4 protein-coding genes and 1 pseudogene are annotated in these 26183 nt (G+C 38.8%); 3 read left to right on the top strand and 2 right to left on the bottom strand.

Annotated features, from left to right (window positions below):
* The 3 genes from L323_RS40435 to L323_RS40425 all read left to right on the top strand — a co-directional run.
* A partial coding sequence (locus L323_RS40435) for a condensation domain-containing protein (RefSeq protein ID WP_020817399.1) occupies positions 1 to 2216 on the top strand: 2216 nt, incomplete at its 5' end.
* A gap of 29 nt (positions 2217 to 2245) precedes the next feature.
* Positions 2246 to 2950 carry a thioesterase II family protein gene (locus tag L323_RS40430; RefSeq protein WP_020817398.1) on the top strand — a complete coding sequence of 235 codons (705 nt, stop codon included), beginning with the start codon at positions 2246 to 2248 and terminating at the stop codon, positions 2948 to 2950.
* Positions 2951 to 2993: 43 nt separating this feature from the next.
* Complete coding sequence (locus tag L323_RS40425; RefSeq protein ID WP_020817397.1) at positions 2994 to 25148, top strand: non-ribosomal peptide synthase/polyketide synthase; 22155 nt, start codon at positions 2994 to 2996, stop codon at positions 25146 to 25148.
* Between the two features lie 83 nt (positions 25149 to 25231).
* Here L323_RS40425 and L323_RS41865 read toward each other — a convergent pair.
* Positions 25232 to 25396: pseudogene (locus L323_RS41865) on the bottom strand (Nramp family divalent metal transporter); the annotation flags it as partial.
* 166 nt (positions 25397 to 25562) lie between these two features.
* Positions 25563 to 26042 carry a metal-dependent transcriptional regulator gene (locus L323_RS40420; protein ID WP_020817396.1) on the bottom strand — a complete coding sequence of 160 codons (480 nt, stop codon included), beginning with the start codon at positions 26040 to 26042 and terminating at the stop codon, positions 25563 to 25565.
* Between the last annotated feature and the right edge of the window lie 141 nt (positions 26043 to 26183).

Here is a 26183-nt window from a genome sequence, read left to right as displayed (position 1 = left end):
AAAAATGTGAAGCTGTAAGAGACAGCATTCCGATTGGCAAACCAATACCAAATACAAAGGTTTACATATTAAACGGCACGGATTTATGCGGTATCGGAATGCCGGGAGAATTGTGCATTGCAGGTGCCGGAATAGCAAGAGGGTACTTGAAACGGACTGAGCTGACCCATGAGAGATTCATTGACAATCCTTATGGAATGGGTAAGATTTACCGCTCAGGAGATTTGGCTAGATGGCTTCCTGATGGAAATATCGAGTATCTCGGAAGAATAGACGAGCAGGTAAAGATAAGAGGATACCGTATTGAGTTGGGAGAGATAGACAGCGTTCTTAAAAGTCTGGACAAAATTAAAGATGCTGTCACTATTATCCGGGAGCAAAATAATGAAAAATTCCTTTGTTCTTATATCGTATCTGATATGAAGCAAAATACAGACTTGATACGAGAGAAGATAAAAAATACCCTGCCGGAATATATGATGCCGTCCTTTATAATGCAGGTTGAAAGCATAGCTCTTAACCGCAACGGGAAAGTAAATAAAGAACTGCTTCCTGAAATACAGTCAGTGAGCGGGGAAGATTATGTGCCTCCTCAAAATGAGGATGAGAAGGTTCTATGTCAGACCTTCGAAGAAATACTATCCCTTGATAAAGTCAGTGTAAACGTTGACTTTTTTGAACTCGGAGGCGATTCCATAAAGGCAATACGAATTATATCCAAATTGAAGGATTTGGGATATAGAGTATCTGTTAAGGATATTATGCTGGGCAGGAGTATACGGAATATATCAAAATATATCAAGAAAGATAATGCTGTTATATTACAAGAAGATGGGGAAGTTACAGGTGAAGTTAAACTTACACCAATTCAAAAAATATTTTATCAATGGGAACTGTCAAATTTAAACCACCTGAATCAATCAGTTATGGTTAAGACACAACACTTTGACAGGGAGGCACTAAAGGCGGTACTGGGTGAAATAGCCATTCACCATGATATGCTTCGGGCAGTTTTCTGCAATGGCAGACAATATGTACTTAGCGCGAAAGAGAGCAGCCTTTATGAACTTGAAGAATACGACGTTTCTCATATCCCATTTGAGAAGCTTCAGGTGTACATAAACGAGAAGTGTAATATAATACAAGGCTCTTTTAACTTGGAAAAAGGCCCCTTAATAAAAGGTGTTTTGTTTTCGAACAACGAGGAAGAACATTTGATGCTTTGTATACACCATCTGGTAGTTGACGGGGTATCTTGGAGGATAATCCTTGATGACTTGAACAATGGTTATAAACAATATATATCAGGGCATAAAATAAAGCTTCCACCTAAATCGGCCTCATACAAAAGTTGGTCTGATAAATTGGAGCAGTATTCTCAAAGCCAGGAAATACTGTCTCAATTGGAATATTGGAATAACGTAAAAAATCAAGTTGAAAAGTTTTCTTTAGGTGAGAGATTTTTACCATCTGAAGGCAGACGACAGAGAGACCTGATAAAGGAAACGCTATATATAGACCGGGAGTTCACATATAAGCTCACACGTTCTGCCTGGAGAAAATATAATACTGAGATAAACGACCTACTGCTCACGGCTCTGGGCTGTACACTCTATAAAGCAACTCATTCTGAGAGTATTGCAATTACATTGGAAAGTCATGGTAGACATGAAATTGATTCTTCCGTGCAGATTGAACGGACGGTAGGATGGTTTACAAACATTTATCCGGTCGTACTTGTTATATCAGGAGATCTGAAAAAAGATATTATTTCTGTAAAAGAAACTCTAAGGAAGGTTCCGGGCAACGGTATCGGGTTTGGTCTGATTAAAGAAATGGAAGGCGTCAAAACGGAGGTTAGTTTTAATTATCTAGGGGAAATCAATGAGTCTGACACTTTATCCAGTGTGGAAATAAAGAGTTCCGAATATACAACAGGGAAAGACAGAGGCAGGGACAATTATTTTGATAACTCATTACTAATTGACGGCCAGATAGTTAACGGAAATCTAGTCTTTGAAATACTGTATGATTGCAGTAAATACGGTAATGAATTTATTGCAGGAATAAAAAAGGAATTCAAGGGAACGTTGGAGGAGATTATTTTGCATTGCACTGAAAACGATGAGGTTATAAAAACAGTATCTGACGTTGGGGCAGAAAGCCTGGAGGATTTTGAACTGGATGAGCTGAGTAAATTGATGGACTTATTATAAAACATAAAAATATTTCAGGAGTGATTGCTATGACAAAACTATTTTGTATTCCATATTCAGGGGCATCTGCCATGGTCTATTCCAAATGGACTAAACTTATAAATAAAGAAATCAAGGTAATCCCTTTAGAGCTTGCCGGAAGGGGAAGAAGATTTGGCGACAAATTCTACAGAGATATAGATCAAGCTGCAGAGGATTTGTCTAATACCATAATTAACGAGGCCAAAGATGATGATTACGCCATCTTTGGACACAGTATGGGAGCTCGTGTAACATACGAAGTTTACTATAGGTTGAAGGAAAAAGGCTTTAAGGAACCTGTTAAGATTTTCTTTTCGGGTTCAAAGGCACCACAGCTTCCTCCAGATGAAATTAAAAGGTATCAGTTACCCGATAACCAGTTCAAGCAAGTGGTATTACAATACGGTGGTAATAGCGAAGATGTATTCAAAAACAAGGAATTATGTGATTTGTTCATTCCGATTCTAAGAGCTGATTTCCGTATATATGAGGAATATAAATTTGTTCCCGGAAGAGAAAAAATAAAAACCGATGTGGTTGTATATTATGGAAGGAGCGACAGCAGCATAACGTATGATAATATGACTGCGTGGCAGGAAGTTGCAGGCTCCGGCATTAAGCTTGTTGCATTTGACGGGTCGCATTTTTATCTGAATGAGGATGTTAATGGTATAACTGCTTCAATCAATAAAGAGCTGGCCGGACGAAAATAACTATTGCTTAAGGTATGAATATAAAAACTGGGGAGTGTTATACATGAGCAAAGAAATAAACAATAAGGTTGAAGGTATATATCTTTTAACTTCCATGCAGGAAGGAATGTTGTTTTATAAAAATCTGAATGAAAAAGATACCAGCTATTTTATACAATCTGTATTAAATCTGAAGGGTGTCATTGATATAAAAAACATTCAGGAAGCTATTGATTTATTGGCCGTAAAACATGATGCCTTAAGAACGGCATTTTTATATAAAAAGGTTGTCAAGCCGCGTCAGGTTGTTATGACGGAAAGAAAGCTTGAAAATCAATACATTGATTTATCAAATGTTCAAGATAGAAACACTGAATTAGAGAGAATTAAAAAAGAAGATGTTGACAGAGGATTTGACTTATCCAGAGATCCGTTAATGAGAGCTATACTTGTAAAAATCAGCAATGATGAGTATAAAATGATATGGAGTTTTCACCATATCATTATGGACGGCTGGTGCTTTTCCTTAATTCTTAAAGATTTTATGTCAAATTATGAACGGCTGCAAAAGGGTAGTTCACGAGAAGAGCTTGTAAAGGTAATTAAAGAATGCAATGCAGGACGAACAAGCTATGGTGAATATTTGAAATGGCTGGAAAAGCAGGACAGAAACGAAGGCCTGAAATTCTGGAAGGAAGTTCTGGAGGACTACGGAAGTACTGCGGACATTATTCCCCAGACTGCGGGGATAGCAACTGAGGAACAGGTTAAGACCGCTGAACTGCGTATAGAAAAGGAATTGTGTAGTGCAATAAAAGAAATTAGCAAGAAGAACAAAGTAACTGTTAATACATATCTGGAAGTTGCCTGGGGTGTATTACTTCAGAAATATAACAGGACAAATGATGTTGTTTTCGGTAAAGTTGTTTCGGGAAGAAATGCAGATTTGAAAGGAATAAATGAAACGGTTGGTCTTTTCATAAATTCAATTCCTGCCCGTATTAAAGCAGATGATAATATTTCAGTAAAAGAGCTGGTTGACGGGACGATGGAGCAATCAGTGGAAAGTTCTAATTATGTTTATAATTCCCTTGCTGATATACAGGAAATTACCGGGCTCGGCAAGGACTTAATAAAGACGCTGTTTGTATTTGAGAATTATTATGTAGATAAAGAGGCATATGAAAAGGGGATAGAGGACTTAAGTATGCAAATGGAATCTGCCAGAGAGCAGACAAACTATGCCATCTCATTCAAAGCCTCTTTTTCAGATCAGGGATTTATGCTTGCCGGTGAGGACAGTTTAGATTTAAGTATCATGTATGACCCTAAAAGATATACATCTCAGGAGATAGAGCAACTACTCAGAAGATATGAAATTATTCTGGCTCAGATTCTTTATAAGCAGGATATAAGAATATCAGACATTGAATTGATTTCGGAAGAAGAGATAGACAGGATAAAGTATGTATTTAACAATACACACAAAGACTATCCTCAGAATTTATGTCTGCATGAATTATTCGAAAAGCAGGTGGAGGAAAATCCTGATAGTGTAGCAGCATCTTTTAAGGGAACAGAGATAACCTACAAACAGCTGAATTCAAAGGCCAACCAGATTGCAAGAAAGCTGAAAGAGCTTGGTGTAATGCCTAAAGACACAGTTGTAATCATGGCCGAAAGAAGCATAGAACTTTTAATTGCATTGTACGCTGTCATGAAAGCAGGAGGTACATATATTCCGGTGGACCCGACTTATCCTCAGGAAAGACTGGAATATATCGTAAGTGACTGTAAACCAAAGGCAATACTGACACGCCAGGATTGCCCGGGTTTTAACACAGAGGTGCCCTTCATATCATTAATTGATGACAACAATTATACATGTGAGGAAGCAAATCTGCCAATTGTAAATTCACCTGAGGACCCGGTATATATTATATATACCTCGGGAACCACCGGGAAGCCAAAAGGAGTTGTGGTAAGGCATAAATCCGTTGTCAACCATTTATATATTGTCAGGGATAGATTTTACAAAGGGGATGTAGGAGTAACGCCTCTATTTACCAACCCTTCATTTGACTTGACAGTTCCATCTATATTCGGACCGATTTCCTTTGGAAGCAAATGCTTCATTTATGAAAATATTGATGAAGGTATAGCAGATATTTTCAAAAACGATGAAATCGCATTGGTTAAGCTTACTCCATCCTTGCTAAAAACAATCTGTATGGACAAGAATCTGAAAAAGCCTAAAAATCTAAAATGTATTGTTCTTGGAGGAGAAAAACTGGACAAGGCACTTTTAAATAAAGCCTATGATCTTCTTGGGGGAGAAGTTGAGATTCATAATGAATACGGTCCCACCGAAGCCACTGTTTTTGCTACCAGCACACTTATGGAAAAAGACAGTGAAAAAATCGTCACTATAGGAAATCCTGTTGAAAATATGCATATTTATATTCTGGATGGAATCAGGCTTTGTGGTATCGGCATCGTGGGAGAATTATGCATCAGCGGTATAGGTTTGGCTACTGGATATTTGAATAAAGCTGAACTGACAGCGGAAAAGTTTATAGATAATCCATTTGAAGAAGGAAAGCTGTATAGATCAGGAGATCTGGCACGATGGCTGCCTGACGGTACCATTGAATTTATTGACAGAATAGATGATCAGGTGAAAATCAGAGGATTCAGAATTGAAACAGCAGAGATTGAAAATGTTCTACATAGTATCGAAGGTATCAATGATGCTGTTGTAATACCCAGAAAAGACGAAAACGGAGAAAATGAGCTTTATGCTTACCTTGTGTCAGATATAGCCATGAGATATGATCAGGTAAGGGAGAAAATGAGAAGAATACTCCCGGATTACATGATACCGAATTACATGATGACAATAGATGAAATACCTCTTACGCTGAATGGAAAGCTTGACAAGAGAAAGCTGCCGGTAATAGATGTCAAGAGCAGTACAGAATATCTGGCTCCAAGAAATGAGATTGAAAAAAATATTTGTAGCATATTTGAAGAGGTCTTAAATAAAGAAAAAATAGGCGTTCGGGACAATTTTTTTGAAATTGGAGGCCATAGCCTGAGAGCCACACGGGTCATAAACCAGATTGAGATCAATACCGGAATAAGACTTCCGTTACAGCTTATATTCGGCAAACCTACAGCTGAAGAGATTGCAGAGGAACTGGCAACCCGGATTGAGGGCCAGCATACTTCTATACCCAAAGCTGAAACTAAAAAATATTACCCCATGTCTTCAACTCAAAAGAGAATGTACTTTATGTACCAGATTGACGAATCAGGTATTTCGTATAATATGCCAAATATTATGCGAGTAAGGGGCAGTCTGAACGTTGAAAGGCTAAAGGATGCTTTTTCATTTCTTCTATGCAGGCATGAGATTTTAAGAACTGAGTTTCACATGCAGGACGGTAATATGGTTCAGGAAATCCACGAAAATCCTGTTGTTGACTTTACATATATTGAATCCCAGCTGTCGGTTGACGAACTTGCAGAATCATTTGTCAGAAGATTTGAACTGGAAAAGCTTCCGCTGATAAGAATGCAGGTTGCAAAAACAAATGATGAAATGTACATTCTTCTTGATATGCATCATATTGTTTCAGATGGTGTAAGTGAGGGTGTATTTATCAATGAACTCTTAAAACGCTATAATGGTATGGAGCTGGAAGAACTCAGAATCCAATACAAGGATTATAGTGAGTGGATGAATATCAGAGATTTTTCCAAGCAAAAAGAATTCTGGATAAAGACCTTTGAGGGAGAAATACCTGTTATTGACCTGCCCTATGATTTTACCCGCCCACAAAATCGCAGTTATAAAGGTAAAATGGTAAAAACGTCATTCGGTAAAGAAATAAAGGACCAGATTTTGAAGGTTTCAAAGAGTACGGGTTCAACAGAGTATATGATACTATTGTCTGCTGTAATGATTTTGCTTGGCAAATACAGCCGACAGGAAGATATCGTTGTGGGAAGTCCTATATCCGGAAGAACTCACAAGGATATTGAAAATATGATGGGTATGTTTATCAATACACTTGCAATGAGGGCCAGACCCCGTAAAGATGAGACGGTTCTTGGATTTATTAATACCGTAAAGGAAATGACCCTGCAAGCCTATGAGAATCAGGAATACCCATTTGAGCAACTTGTAGAAGATCTGAATATTCAAAGTGAAATTTCAAGAAATGCTCTTTTTGATGTAATGTTTGTATATCAGAATTATGAAAAGCGTAACCTGAAATCAAAGGAACTTACTCTGGAGGCTTGCGCTCCTGAAATAGATATTGAGAAGTTTGATTTGACAATACACGTAGACGTCGCTGATGATGAATACCTTGTTGCATTCAACTATTGCTTGGATTTGTTTTGCGAAGAGTCAATAAGAATCATGATGAAGCATCTGGAAGTAATTCTATGCAGTATGATGGCGGATACCAATCAAAAAATCAAGGATGTAGGTATTCTTACAGTTGATGAGAAGGATCAGGTAATCTATCAGTTTAATAATACATTTGAATCTTACCCACTTGAGAGAACTGTAATTGAGATGTTTGAAGAACAGGTAAAACGGTGTCCTGATAATATTGCATTGGAGTACGGTGATATCCGTTTGACATATGGTGACCTTAATGCAAGAGCAAATTGTATTGCCTCCAAATTGAGAAATCTGGGAGTGAAAAGTGACGACAGAGTGGCGATAATTGCGGAACGCAGTATTGAGACAGTTCTCGGTATTGTGGCTGTTCTTAAGGCCGGAGGAGCATATGTTCCCGTTGATCCCGGCTATCCGGTGGACAGGATACAGTTTATGCTTGAGGATTGCAGTCCGAAAGCCATACTCGTGGGTAAGACGGAACAATCCGTTAAGGTTTGCATAATGACATTGGATATAGAAACAGTAGATTTAAAAAACTTGGAAAATTATAGCGGTAAACAGGACAACATACCTTTGATTTGCAGTGAGGATAGTCTTGTTTACATCATTTATACATCAGGAACTACCGGTAAACCAAAGGGTGTAATGATTGAACACAGATCTTTGATGAATTATATTACATATGCCAGAAACAGCTATGTAAAGTCTGAGATTTGCATGCCATTTTTCACGAATCCTAGCTTTGATTTAACACAGACATCTATATTTCTGCCATTATGCTTCGGCGGAAAATTAGTAGTGTATAATGATACGGTTGATAATGACATAAACAATATATTCCGAAATCAGGAGCTGACGTCAGTAAAGCTAACACCATTACATTTGAAGGAAGCTGCGGCACTTCAGGATGTGGGCAGACTTCCTAATCTGAATTCACTTATACTCGGAGGAGAGGAACTGGATTCACATACTTCGGGACTTATAGTGGGAAAATATGGGGAGCACATAGATATCCATAACGAGTATGGACCAACTGAAACTACTATCGGCTGCTGTGATTATGTATATCATAAAAAAGTTAAAACCAGAACTGTATCAATCGGTAAGCCGATTGCGAACACACAGATATTTATTATGAACGATGCGGAGCCTTGCGGTATCGGAGTACCCGGAGAATTATGCATAGCGGGTATTGGAGTGGCAAGGGGGTATTTGAACAGACCTGAATTAAATGCTGAGAAATTCATTGATAATCCTTTCGGTGAGGGGAAAATGTACCGCTCGGGAGATTTGGCCCGCTGGACCTCCGATGGAAACCTTGAATACATGGGAAGAATTGATGAACAGGTAAAAATTAGGGGCTTCCGGGTTGAGCCTGGTGAAATAGAAAATGTTATTAAAAAATTTGAAGATATAAAAGAAGCGGTTGTAATTGCAAGAGAAAAGGATGGGGTAAAGTATCTGCTTGCATACGTAGTTTCGGACAAAACTATAGACATCGGTAAAATAAAAAATCTGTTAAATAGTGAACTGCCCAATTACATGGTGCCGGCAAGAATAATGCAAATTGAATCCTTACCAATGAACAAAAACGGAAAGCTGGACAAGAAAAGTCTGCCGGAGATTGAACTGGCGGGTTCCGATGAATATGAAGCACCCCGTAACGAGACAGAAGAGAAAATATGCGGGATTTTTATGGAGATTCTTGGGGTACAGAAAGTTGGAATACACGATGGGTTCTTTGATCTGGGAGGACATTCTCTCAGTGCAACCAAACTTGTTAACCGCATAGGGGCAGAGTTGGGGGTTAAAGTTCCGCTGAAAACGATTTTTAGGGCCGGAAGTCCCGGGGAAATAACCAAGGAACTGGACAAATTAAGAGAAAACGTATATTCGGCAATTCCAAAGGCAAAGGATATGGAATACTACCCAATGTCTTCAGCCCAGAGGCGTTTGTATTTAATTAACCAAATCGGTGATGTATCAACTGTATATAACATTTCCGGTTCATTTTCTCTCTACGGTGAGTTTGATGAAATGAAAATAAAGCATGCAGTTGAAAAAATAACAGAACGCCATGAAATATTAAGAACAAGCTTTCATATAATAAATGGCGAAATGGTACAAAAAATAAGTCAGAATAATAAAATTGATTTTTCTGTTATTGAAAATGCTACAACTGAACTAAGTAAGCTCCGGGATGATTTCAGAAAGCCCTTTGACCTTCAGGAAGCACCTCTTATGAGACTATGTGCAGTAAAAAGGGAAACTGAGACAGTACTGCTCGTTGATATCCACCATATCATATCAGACGGTATGAGTATGGATATATTGAAGGATGAACTGCTGAAGTTATATGCAGGTGAAGAACTTAATGAAATAAGGGTTCACTATAAGGACTACAGCCAATGGATGAATCATAGGGATTTATCAAGGCAAAAAGAATACTGGGTCAGCCGATTCAGTGATGAGGTACCTGTCTTAAATCTGCCTCTGGACTATAAGAGACCTTCCATTCAGTCATTTAAAGGCGGTGGTGTGAGTACTTTTATAGGACCTGATCGGACTGCGGCTATCAAAAATCTGGCACGCAGGACCGGAACAACGGAATATATGGTACTTCTTAGTGCTGTATTTATTTTACTTGGAAAGTACAGCAGGCAAGATGATATTGCAGTAGGCAGCCCGGTTTCAGGAAGAACCCATAAGGATACCGAGAGTATGCTGGGTATGTTCGTTAATACCCTTGTGATGAGGGCAAAACCCGAAACAACAAAACAGTATATTGATTTCCTGTCAGAGGTAAGGGAAATCTGTTTATCTGCATATGAGAATCAAGAGTTTCCTTTTGAAGAACTTCTGGAAGAAATCAAGGTTAACAGGGACATATCACGTAACCCTCTGTTTGATGTTATGTTTTCAGTCCAGAATAACAGGAATTTTGATGATGAATTTGAAGGTATAAATATAAATGAAACTGCAGAGGTTTTAAACCACAATATTGCAAAATTTGATTTGGCAATCAGTGCCGGTGAAAGCAATGGCGGATATCTGGTTCTGTTTGAATATTGCAGCGATCTATTTAGAAAAGAAAGCATACTTGCTATGGCCGGGCATTTTAAAAAGATTATCGATGAAATAACGGACAGTAACGATTTGACTTTAGCGGAAATCAATACTGTAACAAACGAAGAAAAGAACATCATACTCAACGCATTTAATAATACCTCAAAGCAGTATGCAAAAGAAAAAACCGTTGTTGAATTATTTGAAGAACAAGTCAGAAATTCACCTGACCGTATGGCAATAACTTATGAAGACACAAAAATAACATATTCAGAACTGAATAGCAGGGTAAATTGTGTTGCAGCAAGATTACGCGAAATGGGCATCCGGCCGGATGATTTTGTGGCTGTTATGGCTGAGCGTAGTATTGAAATGATAGTGGGAATGCTGGCGGTTATAAAGGCCGGAGGAGCTTATGTACCAATAGATGCCTCATACCCTGCTGAAAGGATTGACTATATATTGGAGGACAGCGGAGCCAAAGCTGTGCTCATATATAATGCTGATGTTAAAACAGATATTCCGGTCATTGACCTTGCAAACCAACAGCTATGGGAAGGAGCACAGGACAATCTTCCCCTTGTAAATAAACCAAATGATCTGATGTATTTAATTTATACTTCGGGTACCTCCGGAAAACCTAAAGGTGTAATGCTGGAACACAGGGGTGTTGTATCAATGACATCATATCTTGCTGACTTGTACCAAATGAGCGGAGATGATGTAGTTCTGCAGTTCGCAAACTGCATATTTGATGCGTCGGTTTGGGAACTTACGATTTCACTATTCACCGGAGCAAGTCTGTGCCTGATACCACAGGAAGTAATAGCCGACGTAAAATTATTTGAAGAATATGTAGAGGAGCACAGAGTAACAGTTACACTTCTCCCACCACAGTTCTGTCTTCAGACGTCGGTAAAGGGACTCAGAGTATTGACCACCGGAGGTTCTGCAGCTAATAGAGAGGTTATTAGGAAATATGGTGAAAAGACCAGATTTATAAATGCTTATGGCCCTACAGAGAATACGGTACTGGCAACCCACTGGGAATATGCTCCCAATACTGAAATACCGAATAATGTTCCTATCGGAAAACCGATATACAACAGCAGGATATATATCCTCGATGGGAATAACCTGTGTGGTACGGGTATACCGGGTGAATTGTGCATTACGGGTGACGGATTGGCGAGAGGATATTTGAATCTTTCTGATTTAACAAATGAAAAGTTCATTGATAATCTCTTTGGAGAAGGCAAAATGTACAGGTCGGGGGATTTGGCACGCTGGCTGCCTGACGGAAATATAGAGTACCTTGGCAGAATTGATGAACAGGTGAAAATCAGAGGTTTTAGAATCGAGCTTGAGGAAATAGAGAATGTTATCAGAAAAATCCCATACATAAACGACTCAGTAGCAATAGCCAAGCCGGATAATAGCGGTGACAATGCCATTTATGCATACGTGGTGTCTGATGAAGAAGTTGATTTAGGTACGTTGAAGGATGAAATCAGAAAATCCCTGCCGGAATATATGATTCCCGGATACATGATGCAGATTGATTCTATTCCGGTTACCGGAAGCGGAAAGGTCGATAAACGTGCTCTGCCGGATATAGAAATCAGAAGTTCCGGTGAGTATCACGCTCCACAGAACGAAACGGAAACAATAATTTGTGCGGCCTTTTGCGATGTGCTGAATTTAGAGCAGACGGGAATCCATGATGATTTCTTCGAATTGGGCGGGCACTCATTGAGAGCCACTAAACTGGTAAATAAAATAGAGGCTGATACAGGTGTAAGATTATCATTGAAAGACATATTCAGCAGTCCAACACCCGAGCTTATCGCCTCATTGGTTGACGCACATTCTGGCAAGGTATACAACGGCATAACCCCGGCTGTCCAAAAAGAATACTATGCTGTTTCATCGGCTCAGAAAAGGATGTACTTGCTTAATGAACTTGATAATACAGGAGTGGCTTATAATATATCAGGTATTTTGGAACTGTCCGGAAAATTAGATAGTGTTAAGTTCAGGAGAGCTGTTGAGCAGCTGACCCATAGACATGAGGCTTTAAGAACGAGCTTTACTGTTGTTAATGGTGAAACAGTTCAAGTTATTAATGATAATGTTAATATTGACATAACTTTTGCCGAAGCAGAGGAAGCTGATATTATGAAGCTCTACAGGGGATTCGTTAAACCATTTGATCTGAGCAAGGCTCCTCTTATGCAGTTAATGGTGGTTTATTCCAAAAATGGGATTACAAATATACTGATTGACATGCATCATATCATTTCAGATGGAATGAGCTTAAATATTATTCAAAATGATCTTATAAGGCTGTACAACGGTGAGGAACTTCCCACACTGGATTTACAATACAAAGATTATAGCGAGTGGATGCTTTCAAGGGATTTGACTACCCAACAGGAATACTGGAAAAATCAATTTAGCGATGATATTCCTGTACTGGAAATGCCCTTGGATTATCCAAGACCTTCAAAGCAAAGATTTAACGGAAGCTCTGTGAAATCCTTCATTGGAGGAGCTCTGAAGGAGCGCCTGTGTCAGCTGGCCCAAAAATCAGGAACAACAGAGTACATGGTGCTTTTCAGTGCTTTGATGATAATCCTTTCAAAATACAGCAGACAGCATGACATTATAGTAGGAAGTCCTGTATCAGGGAGAAATCATAAAGATACCGAGGGGATAGCCGGTATGTTTGTAAATACCCTGCCATTGCGAGCTAAACCGGAGGGTGGAAAAAAATTCCTTGATTTTCTTGGAGAAATAAAAGAGACATGTCTCAAAGCATATGAAAATCAGGACTTTCCATTTGAAGAGATAGTAGAAGCAGCCGGTGTAAGCAGAGACTTATCAAGAAATCCGCTTTTTGATGTAATGTTTGTAATGGAAAACAATGATCAGAATACGGAAAACTTTGAGGGGCTTGTTTTCAATGACTCGGCACAGGATGACAGACACACTACTTCAAAATTCGATTTGACATTTACTTTGTTGCCATATAAGGAAGGATATCAGCTTCTGTTGGAATACAGTACGGATTTGTACAGAGAAGACAGTGTTCTTGGAATAATGAATCATTATATACAAGTACTAGATTCAATTACAGCCAACTATTACGGAACCGTTGGTGATATTGAGATACTTACAGAGGGGGACAGGGTTAGTATTGCCATGTTCAACAGGACTGAAACGGGCTATCCCAAGGACAAAACTCTAGTCGAACTCTTTGAGGAGCAGGTTAACAAAGCTCCAGACAGTATTGCTGTGGTGTTCGATGACACCAATATAACCTATTATGAATTGAATAAACGCTCCAATATATTGGCCAACAAGCTACGGAGTATGGGAGTACAGCCGGATGACAGGATTGCTGTTCTGGCAGAACGAAGTGCAGAAATGATTATAGGCATCTGTGCAATTCTTAAGGCGGGTGGAGCATATGTACCTATAGACACCAGATATCCCGAAACAAGAATCAGATATATAATAGAAGATTGTTCTGCAAAAGCGGTTCTTGTCCACAAGAACTTTATAGATGCAGGAGTACCTGTAATTGATCTGGCAGAAAAGAGTACATGGGAAGGCAGCAGTGATAATCTGCCTACGGTTAATAAACCTTCGAATTTGGCATACATTATTTATACCTCGGGTACTACCGGGAATCCAAAAGGTTCCATGATAGAACACAGGAGTGTTATCAGGCTTGTAAAGGACACCAACTATATCACCTTTGGAGCTGATTCGGTAATCCTGCAAACAGGTGCAATGGCTTTTGATGCTTCAACCATGGAAGTCTGGGGGCCATTGCTGAATGGAGGAAAGCTTGTTCTGGCTGACTACGATGTAATCCTCGAAGCAAATGCATTGGAAAATGTTATTTTAAAGAACAAGGTCAATACAATGTGGCTTACATCAACATTATTCAACCAGCTGGTAGAAATGAAATGCAGTATTTTTGACTCTTTGGATACCCTCCTGATAGGAGGAGAGAAGCTGTCTGACAAACACGTAAGGATATTTAAGAAGGAAAATGTTAAAACCAGACTGATTAACGGATACGGCCCAACTGAAAACACTACATTCACAACAACCTTCTGTATTCCAGATGACTTTGAGAGAATCCCAATAGGAACTCCTATTGCAAATACCAGAGTTTATATTGTTGATGAACGGAAAGCACTTTGTGGCATCGGGATTCCGGGCGAGATATGTGCTGCGGGAGCAGGTGTTTCCCGGGGATATCTTAACAAACCTGAACTCACTGAGGAAAAGTTTATTCCGGGTGCTTTAGGTGAAGACATGCTGTATTGCACCGGGGATTTGGGAAGGTGGCTTCCTGACGGTAACATTGAGTATTTAGGAAGAATTGACGAGCAAATAAAAATAAGAGGTTTCAGAATTGAGCTTAGTGAAATAGAAGCTGTTATAAAAGGGCTTGATGAAGTCAGTGACTGTGCAGTAATGGTTCATGAGGATGAAGCGGCACAGAAGGCAATATATGCATATATTGTCCCTAAAAATACCATTTCGACTACGGACGTAAAAGAACAATTACGAAAGCTGCTGCCGGATTACATGATACCTTCTTTTATAGCGATACTGGATAAATTACCCGTAACAGCAAACGGAAAACTGGATAAAAGGGCTTTGCAGAACATAAAGGCATCAAGCCTCAGAGAACAGGTTGCACCGGGTACTCAAACTGAAAAGGCGATATATTCGATTTTCAGTAGTGTATTGCAGACAGACGAGCTATCCATAAAGGATGATTTCTTTGAAATGGGTGGGCACAGCCTCAGGGCTATGCGTGTTATCAATGAGATTGAAGAAGCAATGGGGATTCGACTTTCATTAAAAGATATTTTTGAATATCCTACGATTGAGAGATTGTCTCAATTTGCAGAAAAATCTATAAACGGTGGATTTGAACCTATTCCTGCTGTTGAACAAAATAAATATTACCCAATGTCATCAGCCCAGAAGAGAATGTACATGATTTATCATATGGATGAAACAGGGCTTTCATACAATATGCCTTTTATAATGAAGGTGTCTGGAGGTCAGCTTGATTATGGAAGATTGGAACGTGCTTTCTCGGAACTGCTGAGACGGCATGAAATTCTGAGAACCGTATTTAAAATGATAGACGGTAATTTGATTCAGAAAATTCAAGACAAGCCTCTGGTGGAGTGTACATATGAAGAAAACAATGATTCACTTGAAAATATAATTAATGGTTTTGTAAGAAAGTTCAAGCTGGAGGAACTACCCCTCATTAGATTAAAGGTAGTTCGTACGAAATCTGATGAATATGTGATGCTGGATATGCACCATATTATATCTGACGGAATGAGCTCAGTAATTTTGTTTGATGAGCTTATGAAACTGTATGGCAAACAGGAACTCATGCCATTAAGAGTACAGTACAAGGATTACAGCCAGTGGATTAATTCGAGAGATTTCCGTAATCAAAGGCAGTACTGGAAAGATCAATTCAAAGGCGATATACCGGTACTTGATTTTCCTCTGGACTTTACCAGACCCCAGCTTCAAACCTTCCGGGGCAAGACTATAGAGACGACTATTACCGATGAGACAAGAAATAAGATAATTAAGCTTACTAAGGATACAGGTACAACAGAATATATGGTGCTATTGGCTGCATTCACAATGCTGCTGGGCAAATACACCAGACAGGAAGACATAATCGTAGGCAGCCCTATATCAGGAAGAACGCACAAGGATACCGAAAGTATGTTGGGTATGTTTGTAAACACTCTGGCTTTCAGAACATTCCCGGAAAAGGAAAAGAGCTTTGGAGAATTCCTGAAAGAAGTAAAAAGCACAGTTATGAATGGATACGATAATCAAGAATATCCATTTGAAGAATTGCTGGAAGACTTAAATATAGAAAGAACCATATCCAGAAATCCATTGTTTGATGTGATGTTTGTCTACCAGAATAATGAGAGGATAAGCTTAACCACAGAGGAATTCAGCCTTGAACCTTGTGCTTCAGGCAATGATATTGAAAAATTTGATATGACTGTAATTATAAGTCCTGCGGAGAAGGGATATACCGTATCCGCAAGTTATTGTACCGACCTATTCAGAGAAGAATCAATTGATTTATTATTGGTACACTTTAAAAATGCTATAGAAAACGCTATTGGAAATACAAGTCTTAAGCTCAGGGAAATAAGTGCCCTGGATAATGATGAGTATACAAAAGTAACACATAGGTTTAATGACAATAAAACAGATTACCCTTCACATAAGACTATCGGAGAGTTGTTTGTAGAACAGGCAAGGCAATTACCAGATGCGGTAGCACTAATGTCCGACAGCACTGCCATAACATACGCTGAGCTTGACATCCTATCCGGTAAAATAGCCGCAGCTTTGAGAAATGAAGGAGTAAGAGCAGGTGATTTTGTTGCGGTAACCACTGAGAGAACCTTGGAGACTATTATAGGAATTTTGGGTATTGTAAAGGCAGGAGGTGCGTACGTACCTATTGATTTAAACTATCCTGAGGAAAGGCTCAGGTATATTCTCGAGGATTGTAAACCAAAAGTTTGTTTGCAGGGTAAGGAAAAATTACCGTTAGATACCGGGTATATAATTTTTGATATTACAGATATAGGTGACTATCCGGCCGAAACTCCGGAAAATATCAATGGCCCGGAGGATTTGGCATATCTGATTTATACATCGGGAACAACGGGAACCCCAAAGGGGGTTATGGTGAAGCATAGGAATGTTGTCAGACTGGTCAAAAATACAAATTATGTATCCCTTGATAGAAATACTGTAATAATGCAAACAGGTTCACTTGCATTTGATGCCTCTACATTTGAAATCTGGGGAGCTCTGTTAAACGGCGGAAAGCTTGTTATTGCGTCCAATGAGGTGCTTACAAATGAGAAATATCTATACAAGGAGATAATAAACAAGAGCGTTAATACAATGTGGCTGACAGCATCCCTCTATAATCAGATGATTACAGGCAATAGTAATATGTTTGACAGTATTTTATACCTTTTGATAGGTGGAGAAAAATTGTCCGAAAAGCATGTTAATATGCTAAAGACCGTGAATAATACAACACATTTGATTAACGGCTATGGTCCTACTGAGAATACTACATTTACGACTACATATGAAATTAAAGAATGCATGAACCAGATACCAATTGGACGCCCCATTGCAAATACACAGGTATACATAATGAATGGGCATGAGGTGTGCGGAATAGGAATGCCCGGAGAATTATGCACATCAGGGGACGGTTTATCTGATGGTTATCTCAATAATCCTCAGCTGACTACTGAGAAGTTTGAACCTAATATTTTCGGAGAAGGAAACATGTACCACACAGGAGACCTTGTCAGATGGCTTCCTGACGGAAATATTGAATACCTTGGAAGGATTGACCAACAGGTTAAAATAAGGGGCTTCAGAATCGAGCTGGGTGAGATTGAAGCAACAATAAGGAAAAGTGACACTGTAAAAGATGTGGCGGTGGTATTAAAAGAGAAGCCCGATGACGAAAAGTATATCTGTGCATACGTGGTCATGAGAGACGGAAATAATGCTTCCGGATTGAAAAAGGAGTTGCGTAAAACCTTGCCGGAATATATGATCCCGTCCAGAGTAATTCAATTGAATGAACTTCCTTTGACTATAAATGGAAAACTGGACAGAAAACGGCTTCCAGAGGTTGATTTCACCGAAGATACAGAATATATTGCTCCAAGAAATGAGCTTGAAAATACTGTTGCCGGAATATTTGCGGATATTCTTAATATTGAAAAAGTAGGAGTGACAGACAACTTCTTCGAATTGGGTGGTCATTCGCTGCGTGCAACAAGGCTTATTAACCGTATTGAAGAAACAGCTGGAGCAAGAATTTCATTAAAGGAAATATTCGTTTATCCTACAGTCGAAATGCTTTGTTCATTTATAGCTGAAAATAAAAACAACAATAAATATGAACACATCCCAAAGGCTGAAATTAAAACATATTATGATATGTCTTCTGTTCAGAGGAGGATTTATCTGCTGAATCAGATGGAGCCGGATGGTATTGCATACAATATGCCAAGGTTTATGAAGATTGAGGGAACTCTGGATGCTGAAAAAATGAAGCAGGCATTTATAAATATGATTGAAAGGCATGAAATACTGAGAACCTCCTTTATGATGCTTGACGGAAGAATGGTTCAGAAGATAGAACCTTCAGCAAATGTAGATTTTGAATATAGTAGCTTAAGTAATAGTGAATTGGAAAAAACCATGAAGGACTTTGTCCGTCCTTTTGATTTAGGTAAGGCGCCGTTATTCCGTGTTAGGCTGATAGAAAACAGCGGTTGTTGGTATATGCTCGTTGATATCCATCACATTATATCGGATGGAATGAGCAGTTCAATGTTCTGGAAAGAAGTAATGCAGTACTACATTGGAAAGAATCCCGGTGAATTAAACCAACAGTACAGGGATTACAGTGAATGGATGCTTTCTAAGGATATGAAACCGCAGGAAGACTATTGGGTATCCAAGTTTCAGAATCATGTACCGGAGCTTGATCTCAGGCTGGACTATCCGCGTTCAAGAGTTCAGGGATTCAGTGGAGATACGGTGGAATATGCTATCGGAAGAGAACTGAAGCAGAAAATAGACCAATTTTGCAAGACAGAGAATGTGACTCCATATATGGTATTCATGTCAGCGGCTATGGTGCTGCTTTCCATACACAGCGGAAAGGAGGAAATACTATTAGGAACTGCAATGTCAGGCAGAACTCACAAAGACGTGGAAGAAATGCTGGGAATGTTTGTAAATACAGTGGTTATTGACGGTAAACCTGCACCAGACAAGCAATGTCTGGAATTTATAAATGAAGTAAGGACTGCCGCTTTAAAAGCTGCCGAAAATCAGGAGTACCCCTTTAATGAATTACTTGACAAGCTGGAGATTAAAAGGGATATATCCAGAAATCCGTTATTTGATGTAATGTTTGTTATGCAGAATAATGAAAAGTACATGTTTGATGCCGGCGACATTAGAATAACAGATATCTCGGCAGAGTTTAAGGTTGAGAAATTCGACATTACAATAGCGGTTGGTGAACAGGACAGCGAATATATAGTCAATCTGGGATATCGGAATGATTTGTTTAAAGAGTCCTCAATGAATGTTATGCTATCACACCTTAATACTATTATCAGCAACATGGTGCAGGACCCTTATCAGAGTATCAAAGACATTCAGCGGATTAGCAGGGATGAGGAGCATAAAGTTTTAAATATATTCAACAACACGGACGCCGAGTATCCAAGAGACAAGACAGTGTCTGAAATCCTGAACGAACAAGCGGACGAGAACCCTGATGAAATAGCAGTCATATGTGGTAATGATGAAATTTCATATGCAGAACTTGTAAGGAAATCCGATATATTGGCAGTCAAACTGAGAGCCATGGGTGTTGGACAGGATGATACGGTTGCTGTTCTGGCACAAACAAGTATAGAAATGATTATTGGCATATGTGCCATACTGAAAGCCGGAGGAGCGTATGTACCTATTGATATCAGGTATCCGGAGGCGAGGGCACAGTTTATAATTAAAGATTGTAATCCTAAAGCGGTACTTACATGTAATTCGAGGATTGACACGGATGTTCCTTTTATAGATCTGGCAGACGCACGTATATTTGAAGGAGCTTGCAGTAAGATTGAGGTTATAAATAGGCCTACAGATTTGGCATATATTATTTATACATCAGGAACAACAGGAAATCCTAAAGGTACAATGATTGAACACAGGAGCATATTGCGGCTTGTTAAAAACAATAATTTCTTGGAACTGAACAGGGACACTGTCATTATGCAGACAGGTGCTATGGCTTTTGATGCTTCAACATTAGAAGTCTGGGGTTCATTGCTGAACGGAGGAAGGCTGGTCTTGGCAGAACAGGAGGTAATATTAAATGCAAGTCTTCTGGGTGCTGCTATAGAAAAATACCATGTAAATACCATGTGGCTGACTTCTACTTTGTTTAACCAACTTGTTGAAACTGATTGTGGGATATTTGATCCTCTGAAGTATTTGCTGATAGGTGGAGAGAAACTGTCTGACAAGCACGTAAGAATGTTTAAGGAAAATAATATATCGACTAGGCTGATAAACGGGTATGGGCCTACTGAAAATACAACCTTTACTACTACATATTCCATACCGGACAAGTTTGAAAGGATGTCCATAGGTAGCCCGGTTTCAAATTCAAAGGTATATATACTTGATAAAAATAACTATCTTTGTGGAATAAATGTACCGGGTGAATTGTGCACAACAGGAGATGGTGTGGCACGAGGATATCTCAACAGAGAACAGCTAACCGGAGAAAAGTTTACGGATAATCCTTTCGGAGAAGGCAGGATGTACCGTACTGGAGATTTAGCCAGATGGCTTCCAGACGGAAATATCGAATTTCTTGGAAGAATTGACGAGCAGGTAAAAATAAGAGGGTTCAGGGTTGAACTCGGTGAGATTGAGACAGTAATAAAAGGAATTGACGGTATAAAGGATTGTGCTGTCATTGTCCGTGAAGATGATAAGGGAGACAAAAGAATATGTGCATTTATTGTTGGGGACGGTACTGGTAGAGAGGTTGATGTCAGGGCGTCTCTTAGAAATCTGTTCCCTGATTATATGATACCTTCATATATTGCCAAGGTGGATTTCCTGCCGGTAACCAGAAATGGAAAGCTGGATGTGAGGGCTTTGCCTGACATTATTATGGAAGAAACGGATACATATGCTGCACCTGAAAATGATACACAAAATATAATAGCCGGTATTTTTGAAGATGTATTGGGAATTAAGAAAGTGGGAATTAAAGACGATTTCTTTGAACTGGGAGGACATTCCCTGAAAGCCACAAAGGTGATAAACAGGCTTGAAGCAGAGACGGGTTGCAGAGTTTCCCTGAAGGATATATTTACATATTCCACAGTTGAAAAACTTAGTGAAATAGTAGATAAAAGTAATAACAATTTTACTGAAATACCGGTATATGAAGTAAAACCGTATTATCTGATGAGCTCTGCACAAAAGAGAATATTTATTGTAAGCCAGTTTGATGAAACCCGTACAGCATATAATATGCCAATGGTATACGTTGTCAAAGGTGAATTGGATATAGAAAAACTAAAGTCTGCATTTGGCAGACTGGTATGCCGCCATGAGATATTACATACCCGCTTTTACATGAAACAGAATGAGGCGGTACAGGAAATTATAGATTCCTGCCGGGTAGATTTCGAATACGAAGAAAGCAACAGCTTTAATGTGGACGAAGCTGTGAGAAAATTTGTAAGACCTTTTGATTTCATGGAGGGATGCCTGTTAAGGGTAAAGGTTGTAAAGTATTGTGACAGTTATTACCTGTTTATCGACACTCACCATATAATTTCAGACGGCATGAGCGTGTCAATAATGTTTAAAGAATTATCCAAGTTATATATGGGCAAAGAGCTGCCGGAATTGAGAATTCAATATACGGATTATTGCCAATGGATGACTGCAAGGGGCATTGAGAAGCAGAAAGAATATTGGTTGCAGGAATTTTCCGATGAAATACCTGTACTCGAGTTACCTCTTGATTTTAAACGTGAAAAGACACAAAGCTTTAATGGTAAAATAATAAATTCATCCATTGACGAATGCATAAGGGAAAATGTAAAAAAATTGTCAAAGAGTACCGGAGCTACGGAATACATGGTGCTTTTATCAGCTATTATGATTACTTTGGGAAGGTTCAGCAATCAGGAGGATATTGTGGTGGGAAGCCCTATATTCGGAAGGACTCACAAGGATGTTGAGAACCTCATAGGTGTATTTGTCAATACTCTGGCATTACGGGGCAAACCGGAAGGTCATAAGAAATATATTGATTTCCTGAATGAAATCAAGGAAAAATCATTGAGGGCATACCAAAACCAGGATTACCAGTTTGATGATCTTGTGGAAGCACTGGACATAAAAAGGGACTTCTCCAGAAATCCACTTTTTGACGTTATGTTTTCATTCCAGAATAATGATAATGCAATACTGGAGATGGATAATATAACAATGGAACCGGTAGAGCATTGTATGGAAAGTCAGAAGTTTGATCTGACAATATATATCGGAGAATCTGAAAATTCCGGCTATGATATGAGTATAGGCTATTGCACAGATTTGTTCAAAGAAGATACCATCCGAAATATTAGCAGTCATTTTATGCTTATACTTAAAAATACACTGGAAAACCCGGAACAAAAAATTATGGATATTGAGATTTTGAGTCCGGAAGAAAAGGACAGGCTGCTGAATCAGTTCAACAATACAGGGACAACGTATCCAAGCAATTTTACAATATGTCATCTGTTTGAAAAACAGGCTTATTCAGCCCCGGATGCCATAGCGGCAGTATATAAGGGCGTCAGGCAGTCATACTCGGAGCTGAATAGTGCGGCAAACCGCATTGCCAATCATTTGAAGAGACATAATGTGGGTAAGGAAGACATAGTAGGGATAATGCTTGAGCCATCCGAGTTTATTTTGTCAGGACTACTCGGAATACTGAAATCAGGAGCAGCGTATTTGCCGGTAGACCCTGATTATCCTGAGGAACGAATTGAATACATGCTTGAGGACAGCAAAGCGGAAATTTTGCTGACACAACAAAGTCTGGCGGGTAAAGTGAAGTTTTCGGGAAAGACAATATGCATTGATAATGATTTTTCATATGAATCTGCGGAATTTGAATCAGATAACAAACCGTCTGATCTGGCATATGTCATTTATACTTCAGGGTCCACAGGGAAGCCAAAGGGAGTAATGGTTGAGCACAGATGTATAACCAATCTGGTTTATTGGCACAACCGTGTGTATAGTATTACAGAAAAAGACATAGCCACCAAGTACGCCGGCTTTGGATTTGATGCGTCTGTATGGGAGATATATCCTTATTTGGCGGTAGGTGCACAGATACACATAATTGAGAAGGATTTACGAATGAATATGGCCGGACTTAATAAGTACTTTGAGGAAAACGGTGTTACTGTCAGCTTCCTGCCAACTCAGATATGTGAACAGTTCATAAAACAGGATAACAGGTCCCTCAGGGTATTGTTAACAGGAGGAGACAAGCTGAGAAGCTTCATTTCCAGAGGATATTCATTGGTGAATAATTACGGGCCTACGGAAAATACTGTAGTGTCCACTTACTTCACGGTTGACAGGGAATATGACAATATACCGATAGGAAAGCCCGTGGATAACGTCAGAGCTTATGTAATAGATAAAAATTATAAACTGGTTCCGGAAGGAATGCCAGGCCAGCTTGCCGTTGCAGGAGACAGTCTGGCTCGGGGATATTTATTTAATGAAAGTCTTACAAAGGAGAAGTTTATAGAAAATGCTTTCTCCTATGATTCAAGGATATACCTAACGGGAGACATTGTCAGGTGGACCAAGGATGGAAATCTGGAGTATCTGGGAAGATGTGATGAGCAGGTTAAAATAAGAGGCAACAGAGTAGAAATAGGCGAAATTGAAAAGGTGGCATTGCAGTTCCAAGGTATTACAGATTGCGTGGCAACAGTGTGGGAGACAAAATCGGCTGATAAAAGGATAGCTTTGTATTACTGTGCTTCGGAGACTATTGATGCACAGGAGCTGAAAGCTTTTATTGCAAGGTTCCTCCCGGGATATATGATACCAAATGCATACTGCTTACTGGATAATATGCCTGTAACTTCAAACGGGAAAGTTGATAAAAAGAAGCTGCCTGATCCGGAAGCTTTTGAAGAAAAAGTAGAAATTACAGTTGAAATGACAGAAATAATGGAAAATGTGCTGGATGTATGGAAAGAAGTATTGGAAACAGAAAATATAGGTGTATATGATAATTTCTTTGATGTGGGTGGAAACTCCATATTATTAATCAGTATGCACGAAAAACTAGAAGAAATTTATCCGAAAGCACTTAGTATTTCCGACATTTTTGCAAACCCTTCAATTGTTATGCTGGCAGAAGTTATTGAGAAACATCAGAACAGAAATGGTGAATACAGGCGATTAAAGGGAATCGTTTTACCTGAGGTATTTTTCAGTGGGGACATTGAAAATGGGGGAACCGGCAGATACAATTATTCATGTACTCAGGAACAGGTAAACGGTATACTCAGACAAGAGGCTGATTACACTGAATTACAGAATATATTTACAGGTATATACTATTATTTGCTGAATAATATCAGTAAGCAGGAGAAAATACAAATTCAATGCAGGAACAGTGACAGTAAATATTACTCTTTGGACATTGATCTGGAGGATAATCATTTGCTGGACAGTATAGTAAATAAGGTTAAAGAGGCTAGGGAACATGCAGTAAAGAATTCTTACGATTTAAATGAAATATCAAGGGCCTTCATAGAAAATCTGGATGGAGCTCAGGTTGTACCTCTCCTGAAGTTTGGTAATAAGTCTTCAAAAGAAGAGGCCGTGCTATTTGACTATGAGATTTGTATAAAAATCATGCAGGATACTATTTCCTTTGATTTGATTCAATTTAATGAAAGGCTCAACGGACAATATATGGAACATATGCTGAATTCATATATCAACCTGATACTTAAGCTTTTCGGCTTGTAATAACATTTTTTCCGGAGGGGCGTAGCAGCCCCTCCGGCTTGTTTATGCAGATATATGGAAAGAAATAAGTGTTCCAATTTCAAATTAGCTGGATCAATATATGCCACACTTACTATAAATGCGGGCCCTAAAAATTTAAGTAAGGTTCTAATTCTACCAATTGATTTACGATTATGTGGTATAACCCTTCCAACATTTAAAGATTCCGTTTGAGAACCCATAGTTGGAACATAGCTCTCATCCAACAAAATTAACACCTCTTGACATTTTTATACTTAACTAATAACTTTAGCTGAGTCTAATTTCGTTTACCTAATCTAAAATATGTATCATTATATAAAAGTGTTACACATGGGTACAAAAATTAAAAAGCTGCTTTGCGATTAGTCACAAAGCAGCTGAATTAAAAACTTTTTACCCGGTATCTTGTTTACAGAAATCCCGGAATTTTTGAATCAAATCCGGATTTAATAACAGAAATTTGTTAAACATATTTAACGTTGATAAGGTTCCGGCGGAAATACTGTGTTCCACCAGTTCTGTTTCAACAAGGACATCTTCATCTGTCCCAAGATTTATTAGAAAGCTTTCTATAATATTGTGTCTATCTAACAAAAACTTGCCAAGCTCACGTCCATTATCAGTCAGGGAAATGATCCCATACTTTTTATATTGCAGCAATCCAATCTTGCTTAGCTTTTGAACCATTTTAGTTGCAGAGGGAGCTGCTACGTTAAGAAGCTCGGAAATGGTATTAATTCTCATATAGCCCTCTGTCAGGCTGTTTCTGTATATCATTTCAAGATAATCTTCCATTGAGGAGGTGAGGAGATTTTTATTCTGCATTAAAAGCTGGTATCCTCTTACTGTATGAAATTTTGATAACTCTTCCATTAATGTCACTTCCTTCTGTGATACTGCCTGAAAAGTATCTATAGACATTTATATTCATTTTTAAAAAATATATCACATAAAATTCCCTGTATGGTGCATAAACCATAGGGACTGAGCACAAACCAACCATTTATTATATTG

This window comes from Ruminiclostridium papyrosolvens C7, assembly GCF_000421965.1.
Lineage (GTDB): Bacteria > Bacillota > Clostridia > Acetivibrionales > DSM-1351 > Ruminiclostridium > Ruminiclostridium papyrosolvens_A.
Note: the sequence above shows the minus strand (reverse complement) of the source record. Positions and strands in the feature narration are given on the sequence as shown.